The sequence below is a fragment of the Cupriavidus sp. C1SS-2L genome (assembly GCF_057073735.1).
In genome coordinates this window covers 1,686,257-1,706,815 of sequence record NZ_CP172709.1, presented here as the reverse complement: position 1 = coordinate 1,706,815, position 20,559 = coordinate 1,686,257, and the positions used below count along the sequence as shown (strand labels likewise).

General features: G+C 63.1%; 19 protein-coding genes and 1 pseudogene. 13 read left to right on the top strand and 7 right to left on the bottom strand.

Going from position 1 to position 20,559, the window contains the following annotated elements:
- Positions 1-74: 74 nt before the first annotated feature.
- Positions 75-212, top strand: a pseudogene (locus ACIGJG_RS25545) (zinc-finger-containing protein); the annotation flags it as partial.
- 96 nt (positions 213-308) lie between these two features.
- Here ACIGJG_RS25545 and ACIGJG_RS25540 read toward each other — a convergent pair.
- The 3 genes from ACIGJG_RS25540 to ACIGJG_RS25530 all read right to left on the bottom strand — a co-directional run bounded on the left by ACIGJG_RS25540 (position 309) and on the right by ACIGJG_RS25530 (position 3,525).
- Complete coding sequence (locus tag ACIGJG_RS25540; protein WP_483673217.1) at positions 309-1,871, bottom strand: class I adenylate-forming enzyme family protein; 1,563 nt, start codon at positions 1,869-1,871, stop codon at positions 309-311.
- Positions 1,872-1,961: 90 nt separating this feature from the next.
- Complete coding sequence (locus tag ACIGJG_RS25535) at positions 1,962-2,708, bottom strand: SDR family NAD(P)-dependent oxidoreductase (RefSeq protein ID WP_483673216.1); 747 nt, start codon at positions 2,706-2,708, stop codon at positions 1,962-1,964.
- A gap of 37 nt (positions 2,709-2,745) precedes the next feature.
- On the bottom strand, positions 2,746-3,525 hold the full coding sequence (locus ACIGJG_RS25530) for an enoyl-CoA hydratase/isomerase family protein (RefSeq protein WP_483673215.1): 780 nt from the start codon (positions 3,523-3,525) through the stop codon (positions 2,746-2,748).
- Positions 3,526-3,665: 140 nt separating this feature from the next.
- Here ACIGJG_RS25530 and ACIGJG_RS25525 point away from each other — a divergent pair, with 140 nt between their 5' ends.
- Positions 3,666-4,682: an AraC family transcriptional regulator gene (locus ACIGJG_RS25525; protein ID WP_483673213.1), complete on the top strand. Its 1,017-nt coding sequence runs from the start codon at positions 3,666-3,668 to the stop codon at positions 4,680-4,682.
- Positions 4,683-4,695: 13 nt separating this feature from the next.
- On the opposite strand, the gene ACIGJG_RS25520 is transcribed toward ACIGJG_RS25525, so the two are convergent.
- Both ACIGJG_RS25520 and ACIGJG_RS25515 read right to left on the bottom strand, forming a co-directional pair.
- Positions 4,696-5,934, bottom strand: a complete 1,239-nt coding sequence (locus ACIGJG_RS25520) for a thiolase family protein (RefSeq protein ID WP_483673211.1) — start codon at positions 5,932-5,934, stop codon at positions 4,696-4,698.
- A gap of 32 nt (positions 5,935-5,966) precedes the next feature.
- Complete coding sequence (locus tag ACIGJG_RS25515; protein ID WP_483673209.1) at positions 5,967-7,112, bottom strand: acyl-CoA dehydrogenase family protein; 1,146 nt, start codon at positions 7,110-7,112, stop codon at positions 5,967-5,969.
- Between the two features lie 401 nt (positions 7,113-7,513).
- Here ACIGJG_RS25515 and ACIGJG_RS25510 point away from each other — a divergent pair, with 401 nt between their 5' ends.
- Positions 7,514-7,648 (top strand): hypothetical protein, encoded by a 135-nt coding sequence (locus ACIGJG_RS25510; RefSeq protein WP_483673207.1) that lies wholly within the window; start codon positions 7,514-7,516, stop codon positions 7,646-7,648.
- A gap of 121 nt (positions 7,649-7,769) precedes the next feature.
- Here the strand turns inward: ACIGJG_RS25510 and ACIGJG_RS25505 are convergent, their stop codons facing one another.
- Entirely contained in the window at positions 7,770-8,999 is a 1,230-nt protein-coding gene (locus ACIGJG_RS25505) for a lipase family protein (RefSeq protein WP_483673206.1), read from the bottom strand.
- 39 nt (positions 9,000-9,038) lie between these two features.
- Entirely contained in the window at positions 9,039-9,230 is a 192-nt protein-coding gene (locus ACIGJG_RS25500) for a hypothetical protein (protein ID WP_483673205.1), read from the bottom strand.
- Between the two features lie 599 nt (positions 9,231-9,829).
- On the opposite strand from ACIGJG_RS25500, the gene ACIGJG_RS25495 reads away from it, so the two are divergent.
- The 10 genes from ACIGJG_RS25495 to ACIGJG_RS25450 all read left to right on the top strand — a co-directional run bounded on the left by ACIGJG_RS25495 (position 9,830) and on the right by ACIGJG_RS25450 (position 20,530).
- Positions 9,830-10,669, top strand: coding sequence for an alpha/beta hydrolase (locus ACIGJG_RS25495; protein WP_483673204.1), 840 nt, complete (start codon positions 9,830-9,832; stop codon positions 10,667-10,669).
- Entirely contained in the window at positions 10,666-11,607 is a 942-nt protein-coding gene (locus tag ACIGJG_RS25490) for a tryptophan 2,3-dioxygenase (RefSeq protein WP_483673203.1), read from the top strand. The genes ACIGJG_RS25495 and ACIGJG_RS25490 overlap by 4 nt, the downstream gene beginning before the upstream one ends.
- Positions 11,604-12,839, top strand: coding sequence for a kynureninase (kynU, locus tag ACIGJG_RS25485; protein ID WP_483673202.1), 1,236 nt, complete (start codon positions 11,604-11,606; stop codon positions 12,837-12,839). Before ACIGJG_RS25490 ends, kynU begins: the two co-directional genes overlap by 4 nt.
- Before the next feature lie 76 nt (positions 12,840-12,915).
- Positions 12,916-14,310 carry an amino acid permease gene (locus tag ACIGJG_RS25480; protein WP_483673200.1) on the top strand — a complete coding sequence of 465 codons (1,395 nt, stop codon included), beginning with the start codon at positions 12,916-12,918 and terminating at the stop codon, positions 14,308-14,310.
- Between the two features lie 173 nt (positions 14,311-14,483).
- A complete protein-coding gene (locus ACIGJG_RS25475) occupies positions 14,484-15,539 on the top strand; it encodes a porin (protein ID WP_483673198.1) in 1,056 nt (351 codons plus the stop codon).
- A gap of 42 nt (positions 15,540-15,581) precedes the next feature.
- Complete coding sequence (locus ACIGJG_RS25470; protein WP_483673196.1) at positions 15,582-16,706, top strand: cupin domain-containing protein; 1,125 nt, start codon at positions 15,582-15,584, stop codon at positions 16,704-16,706.
- A gap of 55 nt (positions 16,707-16,761) precedes the next feature.
- Positions 16,762-17,673, top strand: coding sequence for a fumarylacetoacetate hydrolase family protein (locus ACIGJG_RS25465; protein WP_483673195.1), 912 nt, complete (start codon positions 16,762-16,764; stop codon positions 17,671-17,673).
- Between the two features lie 137 nt (positions 17,674-17,810).
- Complete coding sequence (locus ACIGJG_RS25460; protein ID WP_483673194.1) at positions 17,811-18,845, top strand: carbon-nitrogen hydrolase family protein; 1,035 nt, start codon at positions 17,811-17,813, stop codon at positions 18,843-18,845.
- Positions 18,845-19,618 carry a maleate cis-trans isomerase family protein gene (locus ACIGJG_RS25455; RefSeq protein WP_483673193.1) on the top strand — a complete coding sequence of 258 codons (774 nt, stop codon included), beginning with the start codon at positions 18,845-18,847 and terminating at the stop codon, positions 19,616-19,618. The genes ACIGJG_RS25460 and ACIGJG_RS25455 overlap by 1 nt, the downstream gene beginning before the upstream one ends.
- Before the next feature lie 429 nt (positions 19,619-20,047).
- Complete coding sequence (locus ACIGJG_RS25450; RefSeq protein ID WP_483673191.1) at positions 20,048-20,530, top strand: Lrp/AsnC family transcriptional regulator; 483 nt, start codon at positions 20,048-20,050, stop codon at positions 20,528-20,530.
- The last annotated feature ends 29 nt before the right edge of the window (positions 20,531-20,559 follow it).

Here is a 20,559-nt window from a genome sequence, read left to right as displayed (position 1 = left end):
GTAATTAAGCTTGCGGAGTAACGCGGTCGCGCAGGTGGCTCAAATGCGCGCGTCACCGGCCATTCGAGTTGGCCCCGCTGGGGCGCCTGGCCAATGCGGGGCTGCGCGAAGCGAAGGCGCGCCTGCATGACGCTCTTGAACCATTGGCCGTAGCCAAGATGCGGCGCGACGGAGTGAATGCCTTTGAGGCGCGCGGGAAGGCAATCCAATGGCACGAGGATGTCACCGCGACTTCTTCCGAGTTGCAACGCCAAGTAAGGGCGGCGGTGCTACAAAATACCCATTTCATAAGCAAACGCAGCTCGCTTTCAGACAGACCGCCACCGCCCTTCCCAGAACCGCGCTCGTATCTCCCGTTTAAGCACCTTTCCTACGGCACTGCGCGGCAGGTCCGTCCAGAATTCAACCGACTTAGGCGATTTTACGCTCCCGAGCGTCTGTTTACACAGATGGATCAGTTGCGCCTCGGTGAGGTCACGGCCGGGCTTGAGTTCCACAATGGCCTTGACCGCTTCCCCCCATTTCTCGTCGGGGACGCCAACTACCGCGCAATCGAGCACAGCTGGGTGAGCGTTGATTGCGGCTTCGATCTCGGCGGGAAAAATGTTAAAGCCGCCGCTGACGATCATGTCCTTCTTGCGGTCCACGACGGTGATGAAGCCCCGCGCATCACGGATGCCGATATCAGTCGTATGGTGCCATCCGAATGTCGACACCGCTGCCGAATCGTCCGGCTTCTTGTAATAGCCCGCCATGACCATGGCCGAGCGCACGACGATCTCTCCGCGCTCGCCAGATGCGACGAGATTGCCGTCTTCGTCCATGATCTCGACACGTGCAAAGGGTACAGCCCGGCCAGCCGAACGCAGCGCTTCCTCGTCGAACTCGCCCGATGCGAGCAAGTAGTCGGCGGGCCGCTTGGCGACGACGGGAAACAGGCATTCGCTCTGCCCATAAACCTCATAGATCACGGGTCCAAGGCGGCGTACGGCCTCCTTCAGCTTTTCCGGTGCGATCGGAGCGGCGCCGACGGCGATGCATCGGAGCGATGACATGTCGGCGCGCTCCAGCGCCGGTGCGCCCAACAGTGCATAGACAATCGTCGGCGGCAGGAACAGATGCGTGATGCGTTTCCGCGCAATAGTCTCCAGCACCTGGTCGACATCGAAAGCCGGTAGTACGACCGTCGTACCGCCGAGCATCGCCGCGGCCAGCGTGACAAAGCCGCCCGCGTGCGTCAGCGGAGCGACTGCAAGGACTCGTGTGTTCTCATCCATCTGAAGCGCTGAGAATACCGAGATCAGGGCCATTTCGACCGAACGATTCGTCAGCATCGCTCCCTTCGAAGGTCCAGTGGTGCCGCCGGTGGGCTGGATAACCGCCGGTCGGTCCTGGTCCGGTGTAGGTGGTGACAGCGCGACTTCCCGATGCGAAGCTACCCATCCGTCAAGCTCAACGCCGTGCTCAGAGACCCGATCAATGCACAGGAATCGCTTGACGCGTGGCAGGCCGGCCTTCAGTGCCGGTACGAGCAGCTCATAGCTGCTGTGGAAGAAGACCAGATCGCAGTCCGCATAGTCGAGCACCTCGATGTTGGTGTCGACGGCATTGCGCGTGTGCACTGACACCCATACCATGCCAGCCCGATTTGCCGCGATCTGCAGCAGGCTGACGCGATAGTCGTTCGGCGCATAGATGGCGATATGGGCACCGGCGTCCAGCGCCTGGTCGGCACGCAGCGCGTGGGCAACGTCCTGGACAAACGCTTGCCCCTGCGCAAACGTGATGCGTATTGCGCCGCCGCCGTCCACGAATGCCTCCCGGTCCGGATGGCGCGACGCGGCAGCGTCGAAATAGTCGGATAGCTGCATACCTGTCTCCTCTTGCTGGCAAGGCCCGAACGCTTCGGACGTTGCTCGTTCTTTGATGTGAAGTTGGTAAGTCAGAGCGTGCTTCAGAGTTCAACGCGTGCCGCAATCGATGTCGAGCGACTGGGCGTTCAGGTAGCCGTTCTCGATCACGTGCCGCACCAGGAAGGCGAACTCTTCGGCCTTGCCCATGCGCCGGGGAAACAGCATCTTGTCGATCAGTGCGCCCGACACCTTCCCGGGCATGCCGGTGGACATGCCGGTCTCGAACAGCCCTGGGGAAATGGCCATGACGCGAATGCCATGCTCTGCCAGGTCACGCGCCAGAGGCAGCGTCATGCCGATCACGCCGGCCTTGCTGGCGCTGTACGCCGCCTGCCCCATTTGCCCGGCCTTGGCGGCCCCGGACGCCGTGTTGATGATGACCCCGCGCTCGCCGCCTGTATCCGGCGCGTTCGCCGTCATGGCCAACGCCGCGTACCGAACCACGTTGAAGGTGCCGGTCAGGTTCACGCCGATCACCCGGTTCCACTGTTCGGTGGGAAACAGCTCGCCCTTCGAGATCGTCTTGCAGGGCCCCAGAACGCCGGCGCAGTTGACTGCGACGTGCACGGCGCCATGTGTCTCGCGTATGGCTTCGACGGCGCCCTGCACGCTGCGCTCGTCGGATACATCGACCGCCAGGCCCGTCATGCCGGGGCCGAGCGCTTCGCTGACCTTCGCGCCGTCGATATCAAAACCCGCCACCGTGGCACCGGCTGCGGCCAACGCCTTGCAGGTAGCCAGCCCGAGGCCGGATGCGGCGCCGGTCACTATGGCGACTTTGTCTTTCAGGTTCATTCCGCTTCTCCTACGCTGCCGGAAGCCGGCCATTTCCTCAACGCCCGGCGAACTGGGGCGTACGCTTTTCCTCGAAGGCCGCCAGGCCTTCGCGCATGTCATGGCTGTGCTCGTGCAGCGCGCTCATCAGCAATTCCTGCCGCAACGCCACGTCCACCGGCTGCTGCAGGCCGTCGTTCACCAGCGTTTTCATGCGGGCGAGTCCAAGCGGGCTCCTGCCGGCAATCGAGGCTACGATTTCGCCGACGACCTGCAACAGGCTGGCGTCTTCGGCGACCTCATTGACCAGCCCGGCCGATTCCATGCGCTCGGCAGACACGAACGCGCCCGTGTACATCAGGTACTTCGCGCGCGTGGGTCCGATCTTGCGCGGCAGCCGTACCGAGCCGCCACCGCCCGGCAGCAGGCCATAGTTGGCGTGCGCGTCGCCGAACCGCGCCGACCGCGCGGCAACAACGAGATCGCAACACAGCACGATTTCCAGGCCGCCCGCTAGCGCCATGCCGTTGACTGCGGCGATGACTGGCTTCGGGAACGCCTCCAGCCGGTTCAGCAATACCAGGATGTCTTCAAGGAATGTCCCCACACCAACGCCCTTGCCGGTGCCGCGTACGAACTTCAGGTCGGCACCGGCACAGAAGGCGCGGCCAGCGCCGGTCAGTACCACTACGCGGACCTCGACGGCAGCTTGTGCAAGGTCGAGCCCACACATGAGCCCCTGAACGATATCCGGCGAGATGGCGTTCATGGCGTCAGGACGATTCAGCGTCAACCAGATCGCGCCGTCGCGAATCTCCGTGAGTACTGCTGCTTGCATGGATTGGGGCTCCTTCTACTGCTGATTATGGGAAATCTTAGGATGCCCGTCGGCGTTTGTGATGACACATCCATTCATCTTCTTTGCGGATCTGCTCAACTCGACTGCGCTTTCGCGGAGAATCTGGTTAAATCACATGCATGTCCGCTCAACTCCATACCGTCCCCGTCACTCTTGTGCTTGGTTCCCTGGCGGGCGCAAGGGAACGGCTCGGGATCTCGGACGATCAGGTGGCTGCCCTGCTGAAGGCCTGCGGCATTGCCCCGTCCGTGCTCGCTGATTCGCAAGCGCGGATTGCGCCGAAGCAGTACGGCGCGCTGTTGCGGCAATTGATCGTGGCGATGGACGACGAGTGCATCGGCTTCCTGTCGCATCCGATGCGGCCTGGCAGTTTTGCCCTGGTCGTCCGCTCCGCGCTGGGTTCATCGACCCTGGCGGCGGCAATGCGCCGCGCCGCCAACACCTTCCGCCTGCTGCAGCACGGCGTGGATCTACGCTACGCGCGCGATGAGGCGCTTGCCGGATTTACGCTGGAGTTTGCCGACGACGACGTCGCCAGCCGCCACATCGCCCACGACGTGCTGATGCGGGTGTTCTGGCACATGCTCGCCTGGCTCGGCGGAGGCCGCCTGCCGCCGCGCCGTGTGGACTTCAGCTATGCAGCGCCACAGTGGGGCGCTTTCCACGCCATTATGTTTCCGTGCCAGGTGCAGTTCGGCCGGGCCCGCTCGGCGGTCTGGTTCGATGCGGCGGCACTGAACGCGCCGGTCCGGCGCGACAACGCCGCTTTGCGTAAGCTGATCCTGAACTCGCCGGAGAACTTCGTGGTGCCGCATCCCAGCGACTACGCCACGCGTGCACAGGTGCGTGCGGTACTGCTGCATAGCGAGCCTGAGTGGCCCGACATGGACGCGGTAGCTCGGCGCCTCTACATGTCGATCAGCACCCTGCAACGCCGGCTGGCCGCGGAAGGCATTACCTTCCAGACGCTGAAGGACCAGTTGCGGGGCGAACTGGCCGTCGAGCGGCTCAGTTCGGGCTCGTCACCGATTGCGGAAATTGCCGCGCAGCTTGGCTTCGCCGATACGACTGCCTTCAACCGCGCCTTCAAGGTCTGGACGGGCTCGACCCCCGGCTCATATCGGCGCCGCGACTAGCGGCGCTCGGGGGCTAGCGTCCGAGGATTGTCACGCACGCCACGGCTTCTTCAACGCCATACAGTCCACCGCCGTTTTCCGCAATGGCAATGCGTGCCTGTTCCACCTGGCGTGGCCCGGCTTCACCGCGCAACTGTGTGACCAGCTCATGGATCTGGGCGATCCCTGTGGCGCCCACGGGATGCCCCTTCGACTCCAACCCGCCCGACGGATTGACAGGAATTCGCCCGCCGATGCTGGTCTCGCCGCGCTCGGAAAACGAGCCGCCGTCGCCGAATCCACAGAATCCGAGGTTTTCGATCTGGATGATCTCCCCCATTGCAGTCGCGTCGTGCACTTCGGCCACCGATACATCTGCCGGACCGACGCCGGCCGCCTCGTAAGCGCGCTGGGCCGCGTGCACGGTGAGGTGGTTCCGGAAATCCGCGTAGTCGCGGTCGCTGCCGGTCTGGATCACCGACGCCAATACGCGCACCGCCCGGCGCGCGTCGAGGCCCAGCCGGCACAGTGCAGAACCCGTGCAGAGAATCGCGGCGGCGGCCCCGTCCGACACCGGCGAGCACATCGGCACCGTTAGCGGATACGTGATCGGCGCAGCCGCAAGCACCTCGTCGACGGTGTACGCCGTGCGATATTGCGACAGCGGATTGTGCACCGAATGCCTGTGATTCTTGGCCGCTACCGCCGCGATCTGTCGCTGCGTCGTGCCAAAGCGCTTCATATGGGCGCGGGCAAAGGCGGCATAGACGTCCATGAACACGCTGTATGGCTTTGGCGAGGTGGTGCCAGGCGGCACCTCGACGCCCTCGCCCATGCGCAGCAGGTCAGCGCGCACGGCATCTGCACACGACACGTCCAGCGCGCTGTCGAAGACCGAGAACATGCGTTCGCGATCCGTCGAGACCATCTTCTCTGCGCCCACCGCGAGCGCCACGTCGCCCGCGCCGGCTCGCAGGTGATTGACCGCCAGCGTGAGCGCGCTGCTGCCGCTGGCGCATGCATTCTCGATATTGACCACCGGAATCCGGCTGATACCCATCTCGCGCAGTGCGATCTGGCCGCGAATCATCTGCTGGCCCTCCATATGTCCCTGCGACGCATTACCGAAGAAGGCCGCTTCGACCGATTCCTTGTGCAACCCTGCATCATTCAATGCGGCCTCGGTCGCATGCCGGACCATGGCCTTGAGGCTCAGATCCGTCAGGCGCCCGAACGGCGTCATACCCACCCCCACTACATAGATATCACTCATTCTCGACCTCCTCCTGCAAATAGGGGCTGCGCTCAAGCCAGCGACCGGGCAATGATCAGCTTCTGGATGTGGCTGGTGCCCTCGTAGATGCTGGTCACCCGCACATCGCGGTAGTAGCGCTCGACCGGGAAATCCGTGAGGTAACCGTAGCCGCCGTGAACCTGCAACGCCTGCGAGCACACCTTTTCTGCCATCTCGCTGGCAAACAGTTTGGCGATGGAGGCCTCCTTGACACATACCAGGCCGGCCTCGCAAAGGCGCGCGGCGTGCAGGCAATACTGGAAGGCCACCTCAACCTCTGTGGCCATGTCAGACAGGTCGAACGCTACGCCCTGAAACTCAAGGATCGCTTTGCCGGAAACCTCGCGCTCGCGTGCATACTGAAGCGCGGCTTCGAGCGCACCCCGCGCGGCACCTGCCGCAATGAAAGCGATCCCGATGCGGCCATCCGACAGGCTTCCAAGGATGGTCGCGTACCCGCTGCCCTCCATGCCGAGCAGACTGCTCGCCGGAGCGCGGTAGCCATCGAGCACGATTTGCGCGGTATGCGCCGTATGCTGGCCGAGCTTCGTCTCGATGCGGCTGACTTCATAGCCAGGCTGTTTCGGGTCAATCAGGAAAGTGCTCCAGCCTTTCTTTCCCTTCGATTTGTCGGTCTGCGCCAGCACGACCGCCACCCCGGCTTCGCTTCCGTTCGAGATGAACTGCTTCGTGCCATACAGCATGAAAGTGTCACCGTCGCGCTGTGCGGTGGCACGCAACGCCGCAGTGTCCGAACCAGCCTGCGGCTCGGAAATGAGCGTCGCGCCGATTGCTTCGCCGCGCGCCATGGCCGGAAGGTAGTCGCGCTTCTGCTTTTCGGAGCCATGCGCCGCAATGCACATCGCGGTGATATTGTGAACATGCAGAATGGTAGCCAGCCCGGCATCGACGGCCGCAAACTCCTGCTGCGCCAGGCAAAACTCGACAAACCCGGCACCCACGCCGCCATAAGCCTCCGGAATCAGCATGCCAAGGAAGCCCGCCTCGGCCAGTATTCCCAGTTCCGCGTATGGCCAGGCTGCAGCCCTGTCGCGCTCGGCGGCCGTTGGTGCGACGACTTCGAGTGCCAGGCGACGCGCCGCGTCGCGGATCATGAGCTGTTGCTCGGTCAGGAATACTGTGGACAGGTCTTTCATGGTGGTCTTGTGCCGGTGCGGCAGTGAATATCCCAAACGGAAGTGTTCTGCGGGCACCAGCGCCTGAAACTTATCGGCCAAACCAGCCCCGTCGATGCTCATCTTACGTAGTTGGTGCGTGGCTCAGCGAGTACATATGTGCGCAAGATACTTGCAGATCTGGTCTGGTTTCCCCGACGGCGAAGTTCCCCTCAAGAGCATCACCGGATGCCGTGACGTGTGTCGCACTCGTCGGCTGGGGGCGGATCTTCAACTATTCGCGTTGAACACCCGGCGTTTCGATCAAGCGCTACGTCAGCTACCGACGTTTGTCACATGCCGCGAATGCGCCTGAAAACCCTCAAGCGCCTGACCGGCGTCGGCTTTCGAAACATTACGACCCGACCAAGGACATCAAGAACTTGGTCTACGGCATCCAGATGGCGCGTCTCAGCATGAGTCAGCAAGTCTTCGTCACATCAGCTATTTCGCCGCTGCTGCAGGGTGCCAACCGGGATTGGCTGAACTGCACCGAGCTCGGAAACATCGTGGTGTGAATGCGCCCAGCGCGTCGATGGATAGCTGTGCCACTCTCTTCGCGGCGGGCGAGCTTTGCTTAACCTGTGCCTGGCTTGTCTCGGCAAATCTGCAAATCTGCCGCGGGAGGCGGCCTGAGGGCTACTGGCAGTCCGAGGGCGGCGGTATTTGGGCGAAGCGATCGACCAGCCATTCGATCGCCATTGGCCAGCCGACGCTCAAGCCGCTTACGTGGTCCGCGGCCTCTACCGCTCGAAATGCGACTTTGGAACCTCGCGCGCACCAGTCGTCTTTCAACGTGATGGCCTGGTCGTAGGGCACAAGCTCGTCTGACCGGCTGATATAAACAAATGCAGGCACGGGCGATGGAATGGTTCCGGTGCTACCTTCGCGGAGCCGCGCTCGCCAGTCAGACCTCGAAAGAATCGCCGGCGCATCAACCAATTGAGCCTCGGTGATGCCGGTATAGGCCGCCAGCGCCTCTACCAAGCATTGGCCTTTGCGCACGTCGGCCACCACTGCCCTTCCGTGGCTGGTCAACACGTTATCAAGGTTCAACTCTGGATACGCTGCGTTCAGGCCGACAAGCATGTAGGGAATTGCGGCGGACAACCGCGAAACGCCATTGTTTGCAAAGGCAAAGATGTCGTCCATTCGCGCTGGTGCGGCCCCCACGGTCACACCATAGACATTCAGCGATGCGGCATACGTCGGCTGTAACTGAGCCGCCCAAGCTGCTGCATGTCCACCTTGCGAGTATCCCATAATGCCTACCGGGTCATGCTGCTTGATGCCAGCGCCCGGCAAGTGGCGAGCCGCGAGAACCGCATCGAGCACGGCGTGGCCCTCGGAGCGGCCAACCAAGTAGGGCTGGTCACCAGGAGTTCCTAACCCAACATAGTCGGTGACAACTATTGCCCAGCCCCTGGCCAGTGTCTGCGGTACCGGGCCTAGCGATACCTCATACTCATTGCCCAGGGCGTACTGATACGAAGGCGCACAGATGTCCGCGATCCCATGAGTGCCGGGCGCCCACGCGATAACCGGGCGATGGGCAACGCTTCTTTGCGTCTTTGGCACCAACACCGTGCCGGAAACAACCACCGGCTTACCGCGGGCGTCAGTCGACGAGTACAAGATTTGCCAACCGTTGGCGGAAACTTCTATCGGATCGAACTTCCGCCAGCGCAGCAGGGTTCCATGAGGAAGCTGTGAATGGATGGTTGGGGGCGTATAGAAGGGGTCGTTCCCAGGCGGCGTCAGCGCCCATGCCTGCAGCGGCATAGTAAGGTACAGTCCAGCCCCCAAGACGAAGCCGAACAACGCAAGATGCGCGCCTTTTATGCACCAACAGAAGATGTTCTTTAACATGCTTGAAAGCTCCGACGGTATGAACAGCAAGGTCGTGATTCAGTGCTGAGCGTGCCAGCCTGCTCCGCCGAGCTGAACGCGAGCGGCGTGCTTGGCAATGGCGTGCCGGCTCACGGCACTGCGGAATACTTCACAGAACATGGGCCAGTGCCGCGCCGCGGCATTGCGTATCGTGGCCAGATATGGCGCCAAGGGCTGCATTTTTGCCAGTTCATAGGCTTGGCTGGGCATGGGTCCATCCTGCTGGCCCATTCGATCGCGGCACATTCCAACGTGGGCGGGTCGGCATAGCTCGCTTGGAAGCTGCCGTTGTGTATCCCCGCCTTCGCATCGAAGATTTCGCCACCGAGTAGCACAGACGGTAGATGGGTTGTCAGAACGCGGCGGGCGATCACAACTCTGACTGTCGGGATGGCCGCGCCAGGAGAAACGCAGCAGACGGCTCAACGACGTAGGAACCTCCTCAGGAAACCCACCATGCCGTTCGCGCCCCGGTGATATATCCCTCTACCGGTTGCTGAATAAGTGGCCAAATGTTATCCCCGCCCTGCTGACTTGTGATGGCACATCCGTTCATCTTGTTTGCGGATCTACTCATTTCGTCGGCATCCGGAAAAACCCGGCCACGCACGCTTGCCAGGCCATTCAGCCCGACATTCAGTGGCAGCCGCGTCCTGGTAACGCCACGCCACGCAAGCTGCGGTATGTTTTTCCCATGCGTCGACGGCAGTAGGCACAGCTTGCCGGCTACCCCGGCCCTTCTCGCAAAGAACGAAAAGAATTCCCCGCGTCCCGTCTCTACAATTTCCGCATCGATGGGGGAGACGACGATGTGGGAACAATTACCCGACACAGACCTCGAGCGGGAATACTCGCCCAGCTCGTTGGCACCACGCTTCAATGAAGTCGTTGCGTCCTACGCTACGCTGAGTCGGCGGGTTTTGGCCGAGAGGACAAGCTGTCACATACCGTACGGCTCGCACGGTGACGAATACACCATCCTGTTCGAGACTGCGGCGCCGCCCCGGCCCGTCATGGTGGTCTACCTGCATGGCGGCTACTGGCAAGATCTGTCGGCGGATGACAGTTGCTTCCCCGCGGGTCACTTCCTCGCGCAGGGCATTGACTACGCTGCCATCAACTACACGCTGGCCCCTGCCGCCACAGTGCAAGGCATCGTCCGACAATGCGCGCGTGCGCTGGTGACGCTGAGCCGTGCGCGGCCTGACCATGCCATCTTGCTTGCAGGTAGCTCCGCTGGCGCCCACCTCGCAGCAATGATGACGATGCTCGACTGGCGCTTGCTCGATCGACGCACACCCCCATTGCGCGCCGTGCTGCTGCTATCAGGCATATATGACCTGCGCCCGCTGGTTCGCACCTACGTCAATAAACCGCTCGGGCTGGACAACGCGAGCGCGTGGGCACTAAGCCCGCTCTCGCTCGCCCCCCAGGTTCAGGTACCGACCCTTGTCTCCTGGGGTGAGCGGGAGACCGCCGAATTCAAACGGCAAAGCCGGGACTATGCCGCCCACCTTGCCACCCACATAGTCCCCACGCATACGCTCGAGGTACCCGAGCGCGATCATTTTGACATTCTTTTCGACATTGGCCGGCGCGACACCGTGCTTGGCCAGGCTGTCAGCAAGCTACTTGGAGACCCCAAATGACTTTCCCCCGCAAACGCGTGATTCCCGAAGTCCGCGACCCCGCGCTCGAGCTGTCGCTGGTTCGGAACGTCGACATCTCGACCGACCAGAGCCGTTCGGATGCCGTCAAAGTAACCGCCGGCGAGCCGCTGGTCGACTTCGCTGGCAAGAGCAATCCGTACATCGACTACCACCGCAACGACCTGTTGCTGAGCCTGCAGCACATGCGCAGCGCGGGCCACGACGAGATGGTGTTCATTCTGATGACGCAGTGCAAGGAACTCACCTTCAAGGCAATTCACTACGAGCTTTACAACATGCAGCTGCGCATCCAGGCCGACGACCTGAGCGGCGCACTGGAACTCGCGCCGCGCGTGAAACGCTTGTTCGAATACCTGGTCAAGACCTGGGACGTGCTGTCGACCATCTCGACGAGCGGCTTCAACGAGTTCCGGGACTGTCTCGGCGTGTCGTCGGGCCAGCAGTCGTACATGTACCGGCATGTCGAATTCCTGCTCGGCAACAAGTCCGTGCGGCTGGCGCAGGCGCACGCCAACAATCCCGACGTGTATCCCCAGCTGGAGCAAGCGCTGCATGGGCGCAGCCTCTATGACGACGTATTGGCGTTGCTGGCGCGGCGCGGGGTGCCTATGCCCGCCCGGGCGCTTGAGCGCGACTGGTCAGAAACCTACGCGAGCAACCCGGAGGTAGAACAAGCGTGGCTCATGGTGTACCAGGATGCGGGTCCGGACAATGATCTGTATGTGCTGGGCGAACAGCTGATCGAGATCGCCGACCTGTTTTCGCAATACCGCTGGCGCCACTTCACCTCCGTCGAGCGCATCCTGGGCTTCAAGCCTGGCACCGGCGGCTCCGCAGGCGTAGGCTGGCTCAAGCATGTGGTCGAGCACCGCTTCTTCCCCGAGCTGTGGGCCATCCGTACGGTACTGGGGGCATGATGAGCGAGTTCGACCATACTGCCGGACCGGACGGCACCGCCGCCATGTTCGCACGCGCGAGAGAGCAGTTCGTGCTCCCGGAGGGCATGCGCTATTTTGACGGCAATTCGCTGGGTCCGTTGCCGAAGGCTGCACAGATGCACGCCTACGTGGCAGTCACGCATGAGTGGGGACAAGGCCTGATCCGGTCCTGGCACGACGCGCAGTGGAATACGCTACCGCGTCGCGTTGGTGACCGGATTGCTGCGCTGATCGGTGCCGCTCCGGGCGAGGTGATCGCGTCCGATTCGACCTCTGTCAACCTGTTCAAGGTACTGTGTGCCGCGGCGCGGCTGCGTCCGGGACGAACGCGCATCATCACCGATGCGGAGTCATTTCCGACAGATCTATACATCGCCGCTCAGGTCGCCAAGCTGTTCGACATGACGATCACAAGCGTGCCGACGGCCCGGATTCCCGAGACGCTGAGCGATGACGTCGCCATCGTGCTGCTCAACCATGTGGACTATCGCAGCGCACAGGTCAATTCCCTGGCGGCGTACACGCGCGCCACGCACGACTCGGGTGCTCTGATGGTGTGCGACCTGTCGCATTCGGCGGGGGCCATGCGCTGCGACCTGAATCTGCACCGCGTCGACTTTGCGGTGGGCTGCGGCTACAAGTATCTGAACGGCGGCCCCGGCGCTCCGGCCTTCCTGTATGTCGCACGCCGCCATCTCGCCGACTGCGAGCAGCCGCTTGCCGGATGGTTTGGCCACGCCCAGCCCTTCGATTTCCATGAGAGCTACGAGCCGGCACCCGGCATCGAGCGCTTCCTGTGTGGCACGAACCCGGTGCTCGCCTTGTCTGTGCTGGAGCGTTCGCTGCAGGCGTTCGACGGCATCAGCCTCGACGCGCTGCGCGCGCGCAGCCTGCAACTGACCGGCCGGTTCATCGAGCAAGCGCGTTGCCGCCTGGACCGGCATGGTTTCCAGGTCGCTTCGCCGGCACAGCCCGAGGCCCGCGGCAGCCATGTCTCGCTGCGCCATCCCCAAGGCTATGCGGTGATGCAGGAGCTGGCCCGGCAGCAGATGATCGGCGACTTCCGCATGCCCGATTTCATGCGTTTTGGCTTTGCTCCGCTCTTCAACACCGAAGAGGACGTGACTGCGCTGATCAACGCCATCGACGACATCATGACCCGGCGCCTGTGGGACCGGCCTGAGCACTTGCAGCGGCGTGCTTTCACCTAGCACTGCAGCTTGTTCGCGGGGTCGAGGGCCGCGCCAGGCCCTCGCCTCATTCAAACGATAAAACAGGAGACAAGACATGTCCGATCCCGGGCAGTTTCACACCATTGCCGCGCGCGAGCGCGGCCTCAAGCAGTCCCTCACGCCACCCCAGCTCACCATGATCGCCATCGGCAGCGCGATCGGCACTGGACTGTTCCTTGGCAGCGGCGCTGCGATCCAGCTGGCCGGCCCCAGTGTGATACTCAGCTTTGCCATCGGCGCCGCAGTCGCGCTGCTGCTGATGGGGTGCCTCGGAGAAATGGTTGTTACTCACCCCAGCACAGGATCTTTTGGCTCCTACGCCGAGCACTATCTCGGCGGCATGGCCGGCTTTGTAGTGCGCTACGCATACTGGATATCGGTGGTGCTGGTCATCGGCGCGGAGGTAACGGCGATTTCGGTTTATATGCGCTTCTGGTTCCCCGACTCGCCGGGCTGGCTGTGGATTCTCGCGTTCTCGGCGGCCCTGGTGTTCCTCAACGCGCGCAGCGTGAACACGTTTGGTGCGGCCGAGTACTGGTTTACCGTCATCAAGGTTATCGCAATCGTCGCCTTTATCCTGCTGGGCAGTTATGTCGTGTTCTCCGCTCCGGCGGACGGCGCCATCGGCCTGGCGAACTTCCACGCCAACGGCGGATTCTTTCCACATGGATTCTCCGGAACCTGGTTCGCGGTGGTAGTGGCAATCTTCAGCTTTATTGGCATCGAGTTCATCGCGGTGGCCGCAGGCGAGGCGGCACAGCCGGAACGTGCTGCGCGCAGCGCGTTCAAATCCGCGCTGTTCCGCCTGATTTTCTTCTATGCCTGCACCATCGGCCTGATGCTGGCCATCGTGCCGTGGCAGACAGCCGGCACCGGCAAAAGCCCGTTTGTACTGGTGATGGAGCACATCGGCATTGCCGGCGGCGCCAGCGTCATGAATTTTGTGGTGCTAAGTGCGGCGCTGTCCGCCATGAACGCACAGCTCTATGTGGCCACACGCATGATCTTCAGCCTCGCACGCAATGGCCACGCACCCGCATCGCTGGGCACGGTTGGCGCCAATGGCATTCCCCTGCATAGCCTGTTGCTGTCGACCGTAGGCGTGGCCTTCGCCGCAGCCTGCAGCGTGCTGGTGCCGCACGATTCATTCTTGCTGGTGATGTCGATCGCAATGTTTGGCGCGCTGTTCGCGTGGCTGATGATCTTCGTGACGCACTACCGCTTCCGGCTGGCCTGCAAGCGCGATGGCATCACGCCGGCATTCCGCGTGCCGGGCTATCCCTACCTGACGCTGCTGGGCGGCACCACGATGGTTTGCGTGATCGGCTCGACCCTGTTCGTGCCGGCGTTTCGTATGACCCTGCTCACCGGCCTGCCGATGCTTGCCGCGCTCGCCATTGCCTATCTGATTGCCGGCCGCAGGCAGACCAGCCGCACGAAACCCGCCTGACGCGCCCAGCGCATACCCCGCGCGGCAACCCGCGCCCATCCCGGATTCACCACGACAACCGGCCTGGCATCCACAGGCTTTGGCCCCGGCTTGCCTGACGAAACGCAACAACGCGTCGCGCGGGCCGGGGCGGCACTGCATCAAACCAAATCAAATCAAAATTGAGAGGAGACATGAAGAAGATCTATTCCATGACGGCGATGCTCGCCGGCCTGGCCAGCGTTCACGCCCAGGCGCAGGCCCAAGTCACGCTCTATGGCCTGCTCGACACGGGCGTGACCTATACCAACAACACGGCCGCGAACGGGCACGCGGGCTCTGCCGTGCAGATGATGTCCGGGGTTGCGCAGGGCGAGCGGTGGGGCATGCGCGGCACGGAGAATCTTGGTGGCACGATGCGTGCGGTGTTCGCGCTCGAAAGCGGCTTCCAGTCGGATACCGGGGTACCGGGCCAGGGCGGGCGCCTGTTCGGAAGGCAGGCCTACGCCGGACTGTCGGGAGATTGGGGCACGCTGACACTTGGCCGCCAATACGATCTGATAGGCGACTATCTGCCGGCCTACGCGTCTGCCGCCAATACGCCTGCTGGCCTGTTCGCCTGGAGCTTGCCGGCCTACGCGGCGGGCGGCTACCAGCTCGACAACCGCGTCTGGGGTGACTGGGTCGACAACGCCGTCAAGTATGTCTCACCCGACCTTGGTGGCCTGAGCTTCGGGGCAATGTATGGCCTCGGCGAAGCAAGCGGTTCGGTCAGCAAGCGCGGCACCTTGAGCGCGGGGGTCAGTTACGCCCGCGGACCAGCCAGCGCGGCGGTCGCTTACTACCGCGAAAGCGATGCATTCGGTATCGGTACCAAGACGATCTATGCCGCAGGGGCGGCCTACGAGCGTGACGCGCTGCGGCTGTTCGCGAGTGCCTCGGACGTGCGGCTCAACGGTGGCAGCAGGCCGCGCGCGCTCACGCTGGAGGCCGGTGCCGTCTACAAGCTGTTGCCAAGCCTGAACGCCGGCCTTGGCTATCAGTTCCAGCGCCGCAACAACGATCTTGACAGCGCAAGCCAGGTGATCGCGAGCCTCGACTACCAGCTGTCGCGCCGCACGGATGCATACCTGGTTGGCACCTACGCCATGGACCACGCCTTCAATGCCCAGGCGGTCGCCGCGCTCGGCCAGCCGGCCATGGGCAGTCGCCAGTTTGCTTCACGGATCGGGCTTCGGCATCGATTCTGACTGCGCAGCCGGACCCGCAGCACATGAAGAACAGGAGATGACATGTCCAAAGGCAACTACGACACCTACCGCGAAAGCGTCGCCGGCCGCGCCGATGTGGAGGACACCCCGGAACTGGTGGCCTACTACAAGAAACTCGACGCGCTGAAGACCGGCGCGCTGTGGACCGTGGCCAACAAGATCGAGCCGTGGCAGCCGAAGTCCGAATCGGTGCCGGTGCTGTGGCGCTACCGCGACCTGCGCGACCACGTGCTGCGCTCGGTCGACCTGGTGACGCCGGAGAAGGCAGGGCGCCGCGTGATCTACCTGAACAATCCGGGCCGCCAGGACGTGTCCGCCGCCGTGGGCTGGCTCTACTCGGGCCTGCAGGTGATGCATCCGGGCGAGGCGGCATCGGCCCACGCGCACTCGTCGTCGGCGCTGCGCTTCATCATGGAAGGCAGCGGCGCTTACACGATCGTCGACGGCCACAAGATGACGCTCGGTGCCAATGACTTCGTGCTGACGCCAAACGGTACGTGGCACGAACACGGCGTGTCGGCCGACGGTACCACCTGCATCTGGCAGGACGGCCTGGACATTCCGCTCGTCAACGCGATGGAGGCCGGCTTCTACGCGGTGCACCCGAACCTGCTGCAGGCCGTCACGCACCCCGTCGACGACGTGCCGGCCATCTGGGGCGGCAAGGGCCTGCGCCCGCACGGCGGCGCGTGGAGCAAGCCGTACTCGCCGCTGTTCAAGTACGAATGGGCGCCGACCTACGAGGCGTTGGCGCGATACAGCAAGGTCACCGACGGCAGTCCGTTCGACGGCGTGCTGATGCACTACGTCAACCCGGTCACCGGCGGCCCGGTCATGCCGACCATCGGCGCGAGCATGCAACTGCTGCGCCCCGGCGAAGCGACCAAGGCCCACCGCCACACCGGCAGCTTCATCTATCAGGTGGCCAAGGGCAGCGGCCATTCGGTCATCAATGGCCAGCGCTTCGACTGGACCGAGCGCGACATCTTCTGCGTGCCGTCGTGGGCATTCCACGAGCACGCGAACGCTTCGGCCAGCGACGACGCGGTGCTGTTCTGCTTCAACGACCTGCCGGTGATGCATTCGCTCGGGCTATACCGCGAGGAAGCGCTGGCGGAGAACGACGGCCATCAACGGCTGGCCTGAACCCCCTTATCCCCTGATTCCCTGATTACTGAATTCTCATCGGAGTAGTAAAACCATGCGTCTCGTTACCTTCCGCACTGAAGTTGCCGCCGCCGCCCGCCTGGGCGCCATCGTGGACGGCTATGTCGTCGACCTAGCCCGCTTCGGCGAAGCCGTCGGCGCCGCCATCCCGTCCGACATGCTGTCGTTCATCGACCTGGGTCCGGCCGCGGTCAAGTCCACCAGCGCGCTGCTGAACGAGCACAAGGGCCGTTTCCCGTTCGGCGTGGCCGTGCCGGTGTCGAACGTCAAGCTGCTCGCGCCGATTCCGCGCCCGCGCAAGAACATCTGGGGCATCGGCCTGAACTACGTCGAGCATGTGGCCGAATCGAGCCGCAGCCTGGACACCTCGAAGGAACTGCCGAAGGAGCCGGTGATCTTCTCGAAGCCGCCGACCACCGTGATCGGCCCGGGCGATGCCATCGAGCACAACAAGGAAATCACCCAGCAGATGGACTGGGAAGTGGAGCTGACCGTCATTATCGGCACGCGCGGCAAGGGCGTGAAGGAAGCTGATGCGCTGAACTACGTATTCGGCTACAGCGTGATGATCGACATCTCGGCGCGCGACTGCCGCCGCGCCGGCCAGTGGATCTACTCGAAGGGCCAGGACACCTACGCGCCGTTCGGTCCGGTCATCGTCACCGCCGACGAGATCGCCGATCCGCACACGCTGGACCTGTCGCTGACCGTCAACGGCGTGACCAAGCAAAGCTCCAACACGCGCCACATGCTGTTCAACGTCAATGCGCTGGTCGCCGACATCAGCAAGGGCATGACGCTGGAGCCGGGCGACATCATCGCCACCGGCACGCCGGACGGCGTGGGCGCGGGCCGCACCCCGCAGGAATGGCTGTGGCCGGGCGACGTGGTGGTCGCCAAGGTGGAAGGCATTGGCGAACTGCGCCACCCGGTGGTTGCGGTCTGAGGCTGACGGAACTACTTCCGCCGCCCCCGCGGAAGCGGGGGCCCAGTGACTTTGCGCGGGTGCCATCGGCATGCGGAAAGACGCTGGGTTCCCGCCTGCGCGGGAACGACGTGTAGCGAACGATAACGGAGAATTCCATGCTCAACCTGCCCAAGTTCAAGGCCGCCGCCGTACAGGCCGCGCCGGTCTTTCTCGATGCCGACGCGACCGTCGACAAGGTCTGCCGCCTGATCAAGGAAGCCGCCGACAATGGCGCGAAGCTGGTTGCCTTTCCCGAGGTGTTCGTCGCGGGCTACCCGTACTGGAGCTGGCTGACCAACCCGGTCGACGCGAGCCCGTGGTTCGAGAAGCTGGTCAAGGCTTCGATCGAGATACCCGGTCCCGAGATCCGCAAGATCGCGCAAGCCACGCAGGCCAACCACATCAACGTGGTAGTCGGCGTGAACGAGCGCAGCAAGACCGGCATCGGCACGCTGTACAACACGCTGGTGACCATCAGCGATGAAGGCCGCATCCTGGGCCGCCACCGCAAGCTCGTGCCGACCTGGGCCGAGAAGCTGACCTGGGCCAATGGCGATGCATCAGCGCTGCGCGTGCGCCAGACCAGCGTGGGCCCGCTGGGTTCGCTCGCCTGCGGCGAGAACACCAACACGCTCGCGCGCTTCGCGCTGCTGTCGCAGGGTGAACTGATGCACGTGGCCAGCTATATCTCGCTGCCCGTGGCGCCGGCCGACTACGACATGGCCGAAGCGATCAAGGTGCGCGCCGCTGCGCATTGCTTCGAAGGCAAGGTGTTCACCGCGGTGTCGTGCTCGACCGTGTCGGAAGAGATCATCTGCGCGATGGAACCCCTGAACCCGAAGGCGCGCGAGCTGATGTCCCGCCGCAACAGCGCCTTTTCCGGCTTCCTGGGCCCGGACGGCCGCGTGATCGGCGAGCCGCTGATCGACGAGGAAGGCATCGTCTATGCCGATATCGACCTGTCGCGCTGCATCCAGCCGCGCCAGATGCACGACATCACAGGCCACTACAACCGCTTCGACGTGTTCGACCTGCGCGTGAACCGCCGCGCACTGCAGCCAGCGCAGTTCCTCGACGGCGCGGTTCCGCAGATCGACCTGGACGCCGAAGAGGCCGAACTCAATGCATTCGAACTGACCGAGACCAAGTAATGCCGTCCCCAATCTTTACCCCGCAGAAGCCGCTGCGTATCGGCCAGATCGTGCCGTCCTCCAACACCACGATGGAGACGGAGATCCCCGCCATGTTCCGCGCGCGCGAACTCGACTTTGCCGAGCGCTTCACCTTTCATTCGAGCCGCATGCGCATGAAGAAGGTGGTCAAGGAAGAACTCGAAGCCATGGACCGCGACAGCGACCGCTGCGCGATCGAGCTGTCCGACGCGCGCGTGGACGTGCTCGGCTATGCGTGCCTCGTGGCCATCATGAGCATGGGCAAGGGCTATCACCGTGTGTCGGAAGAACGCCTGACGCGGCGCACCGTCGAGAACGGGAACCCTGCGCCGGTAGTGACCAGCGCAGGTGCGCTCGTGGACGGCCTCAAGGCGATGGGCGCCAAACGTCTGTCCGTGGTGTGCCCGTACATGAAGCCGCTGACCAGGATGGTGGTCGACTACATCGAGAGCGAAGACATCGAAGTCAAGGACTACTGCGCGCTCGAGATCCCCGACAACCTGCAGGTCGCGGCGCAGGACCCGGCCAACCTGCTCGAGATCTACAAGCGCATCGACACCACCGGTGTCGATGCCATCGTGCTGTCGGCGTGCGTGCAGATGCAGTCGCTGCCGTCGATCCAGAAGGTGCAGGAAGAATCGGGCATCCCGACCGTGTCGGCCGCAGTGGCCACCACGTGGCAGATGCTGGGCAAGCTCGGGCTGCGCGCGCAAGTGCAGGGCTGCGGTGAGCTGCTGAGCGGCAAGTACTGATGTTGCTGCAGGATCTGGTGGGCAATCTCGGCCGGCAAGCTGCATGGCAATGTCGCGATCGGCATGCCCATTGGCAGCCATCAGGACAATCTTTGCCCGACGCACCGGTGAATGAGGCAACGAGCGCGACCGGCTTATCGACACCAGAGTCCGCGCTCCGGACCGGACACCACGGCCTCGATTCCCTTGCGTCCATGATTCCCACTTGCCCGAACGGATTCGATTATGGGGCAGTGAAAATCATGAAAACATGTATGACCGCGACGCTCTGAGAAATACGCGAGGACTCGCTGGGGGTTATGTTTTTTTGCGATTTGTTGGCCCAATGGGATAAGGCATTTCTGTAGTATCCTTTTCCTTAGAAAAAATGTGCCGATGGCTTCTCGAAGGGGGTGGTCCCCGTGTTGCTCGGCAAACGGGGAGAGCACCATGCTTCCAGTACCGCTGTCCGCTGCGGACATTCAGATTCTTTCCTGCCTGCAGGCCGATCCTCGCATGTCGATGGCGGCACTTGCCGAGGCAACCAACAGTTCGATTTCCCCCAGTTGGCGCCGTGTCAAGCGTCTCGAGGAATCCGGCGTGATCCAGGGCTACAACCTGTTGCTTGATCGCAAGGCGTTGGGGCTTGGAATCGAGGCCTTTGTTTTTATCAAGATATCTTCACACCGCGAGGCGGACGCCCTGGAGTTCGAACGCGCCGTGCACGGGGTGGACAAAGTGCTTTCCTGCTACATCCTGTCTGGCGTGGAGGACTACCTCCTGCGAGTCGTCGCGCAGAACCTGGACAGCTTTGCTGAGTTCAGCCGCAAGACGCTGGCTACCTTGCCCCACGTGCGCGAAGTTCGTAGCGCATTTGTCCTGCATTCCATCAAGGCGTCGCATCGCTTGCCTTTGCCGCCAGTTGGACGGTAGTGGCATCGCCTTATAGAGAAGTCATGACT

Coding starts and splice junctions, on each gene's coding strand:
- ACIGJG_RS25540 (WP_483673217.1), bottom strand. CDS start 1,871: ATGCAGCTATCCGACTATTTCGACGCTGCCGCGTCGCGCCATCCGGAC.
- ACIGJG_RS25535 (WP_483673216.1), bottom strand. CDS start 2,708: ATGAACCTGAAAGACAAAGTCGCCATAGTGACCGGCGCCGCATCCGGC.
- ACIGJG_RS25530 (WP_483673215.1), bottom strand. CDS start 3,525: ATGCAAGCAGCAGTACTCACGGAGATTCGCGACGGCGCGATCTGGTTG.
- ACIGJG_RS25525 (WP_483673213.1), top strand. CDS start 3,666: ATGTCCGCTCAACTCCATACCGTCCCCGTCACTCTTGTGCTTGGTTCC.
- ACIGJG_RS25520 (WP_483673211.1), bottom strand. CDS start 5,934: ATGAGTGATATCTATGTAGTGGGGGTGGGTATGACGCCGTTCGGGCGC.
- ACIGJG_RS25515 (WP_483673209.1), bottom strand. CDS start 7,112: ATGAAAGACCTGTCCACAGTATTCCTGACCGAGCAACAGCTCATGATC.
- ACIGJG_RS25505 (WP_483673206.1), bottom strand. CDS start 8,999: ATGTTAAAGAACATCTTCTGTTGGTGCATAAAAGGCGCGCATCTTGCG.
- ACIGJG_RS25500 (WP_483673205.1), bottom strand. CDS start 9,230: ATGCCCAGCCAAGCCTATGAACTGGCAAAAATGCAGCCCTTGGCGCCA.
- ACIGJG_RS25495 (WP_483673204.1), top strand. CDS start 9,830: ATGTGGGAACAATTACCCGACACAGACCTCGAGCGGGAATACTCGCCC.
- ACIGJG_RS25490 (WP_483673203.1), top strand. CDS start 10,666: ATGACTTTCCCCCGCAAACGCGTGATTCCCGAAGTCCGCGACCCCGCG.
- kynU (WP_483673202.1), top strand. CDS start 11,604: ATGATGAGCGAGTTCGACCATACTGCCGGACCGGACGGCACCGCCGCC.
- ACIGJG_RS25480 (WP_483673200.1), top strand. CDS start 12,916: ATGTCCGATCCCGGGCAGTTTCACACCATTGCCGCGCGCGAGCGCGGC.
- ACIGJG_RS25475 (WP_483673198.1), top strand. CDS start 14,484: ATGAAGAAGATCTATTCCATGACGGCGATGCTCGCCGGCCTGGCCAGC.
- ACIGJG_RS25470 (WP_483673196.1), top strand. CDS start 15,582: ATGTCCAAAGGCAACTACGACACCTACCGCGAAAGCGTCGCCGGCCGC.
- ACIGJG_RS25465 (WP_483673195.1), top strand. CDS start 16,762: ATGCGTCTCGTTACCTTCCGCACTGAAGTTGCCGCCGCCGCCCGCCTG.
- ACIGJG_RS25460 (WP_483673194.1), top strand. CDS start 17,811: ATGCTCAACCTGCCCAAGTTCAAGGCCGCCGCCGTACAGGCCGCGCCG.
- ACIGJG_RS25455 (WP_483673193.1), top strand. CDS start 18,845: ATGCCGTCCCCAATCTTTACCCCGCAGAAGCCGCTGCGTATCGGCCAG.
- ACIGJG_RS25450 (WP_483673191.1), top strand. CDS start 20,048: ATGCTTCCAGTACCGCTGTCCGCTGCGGACATTCAGATTCTTTCCTGC.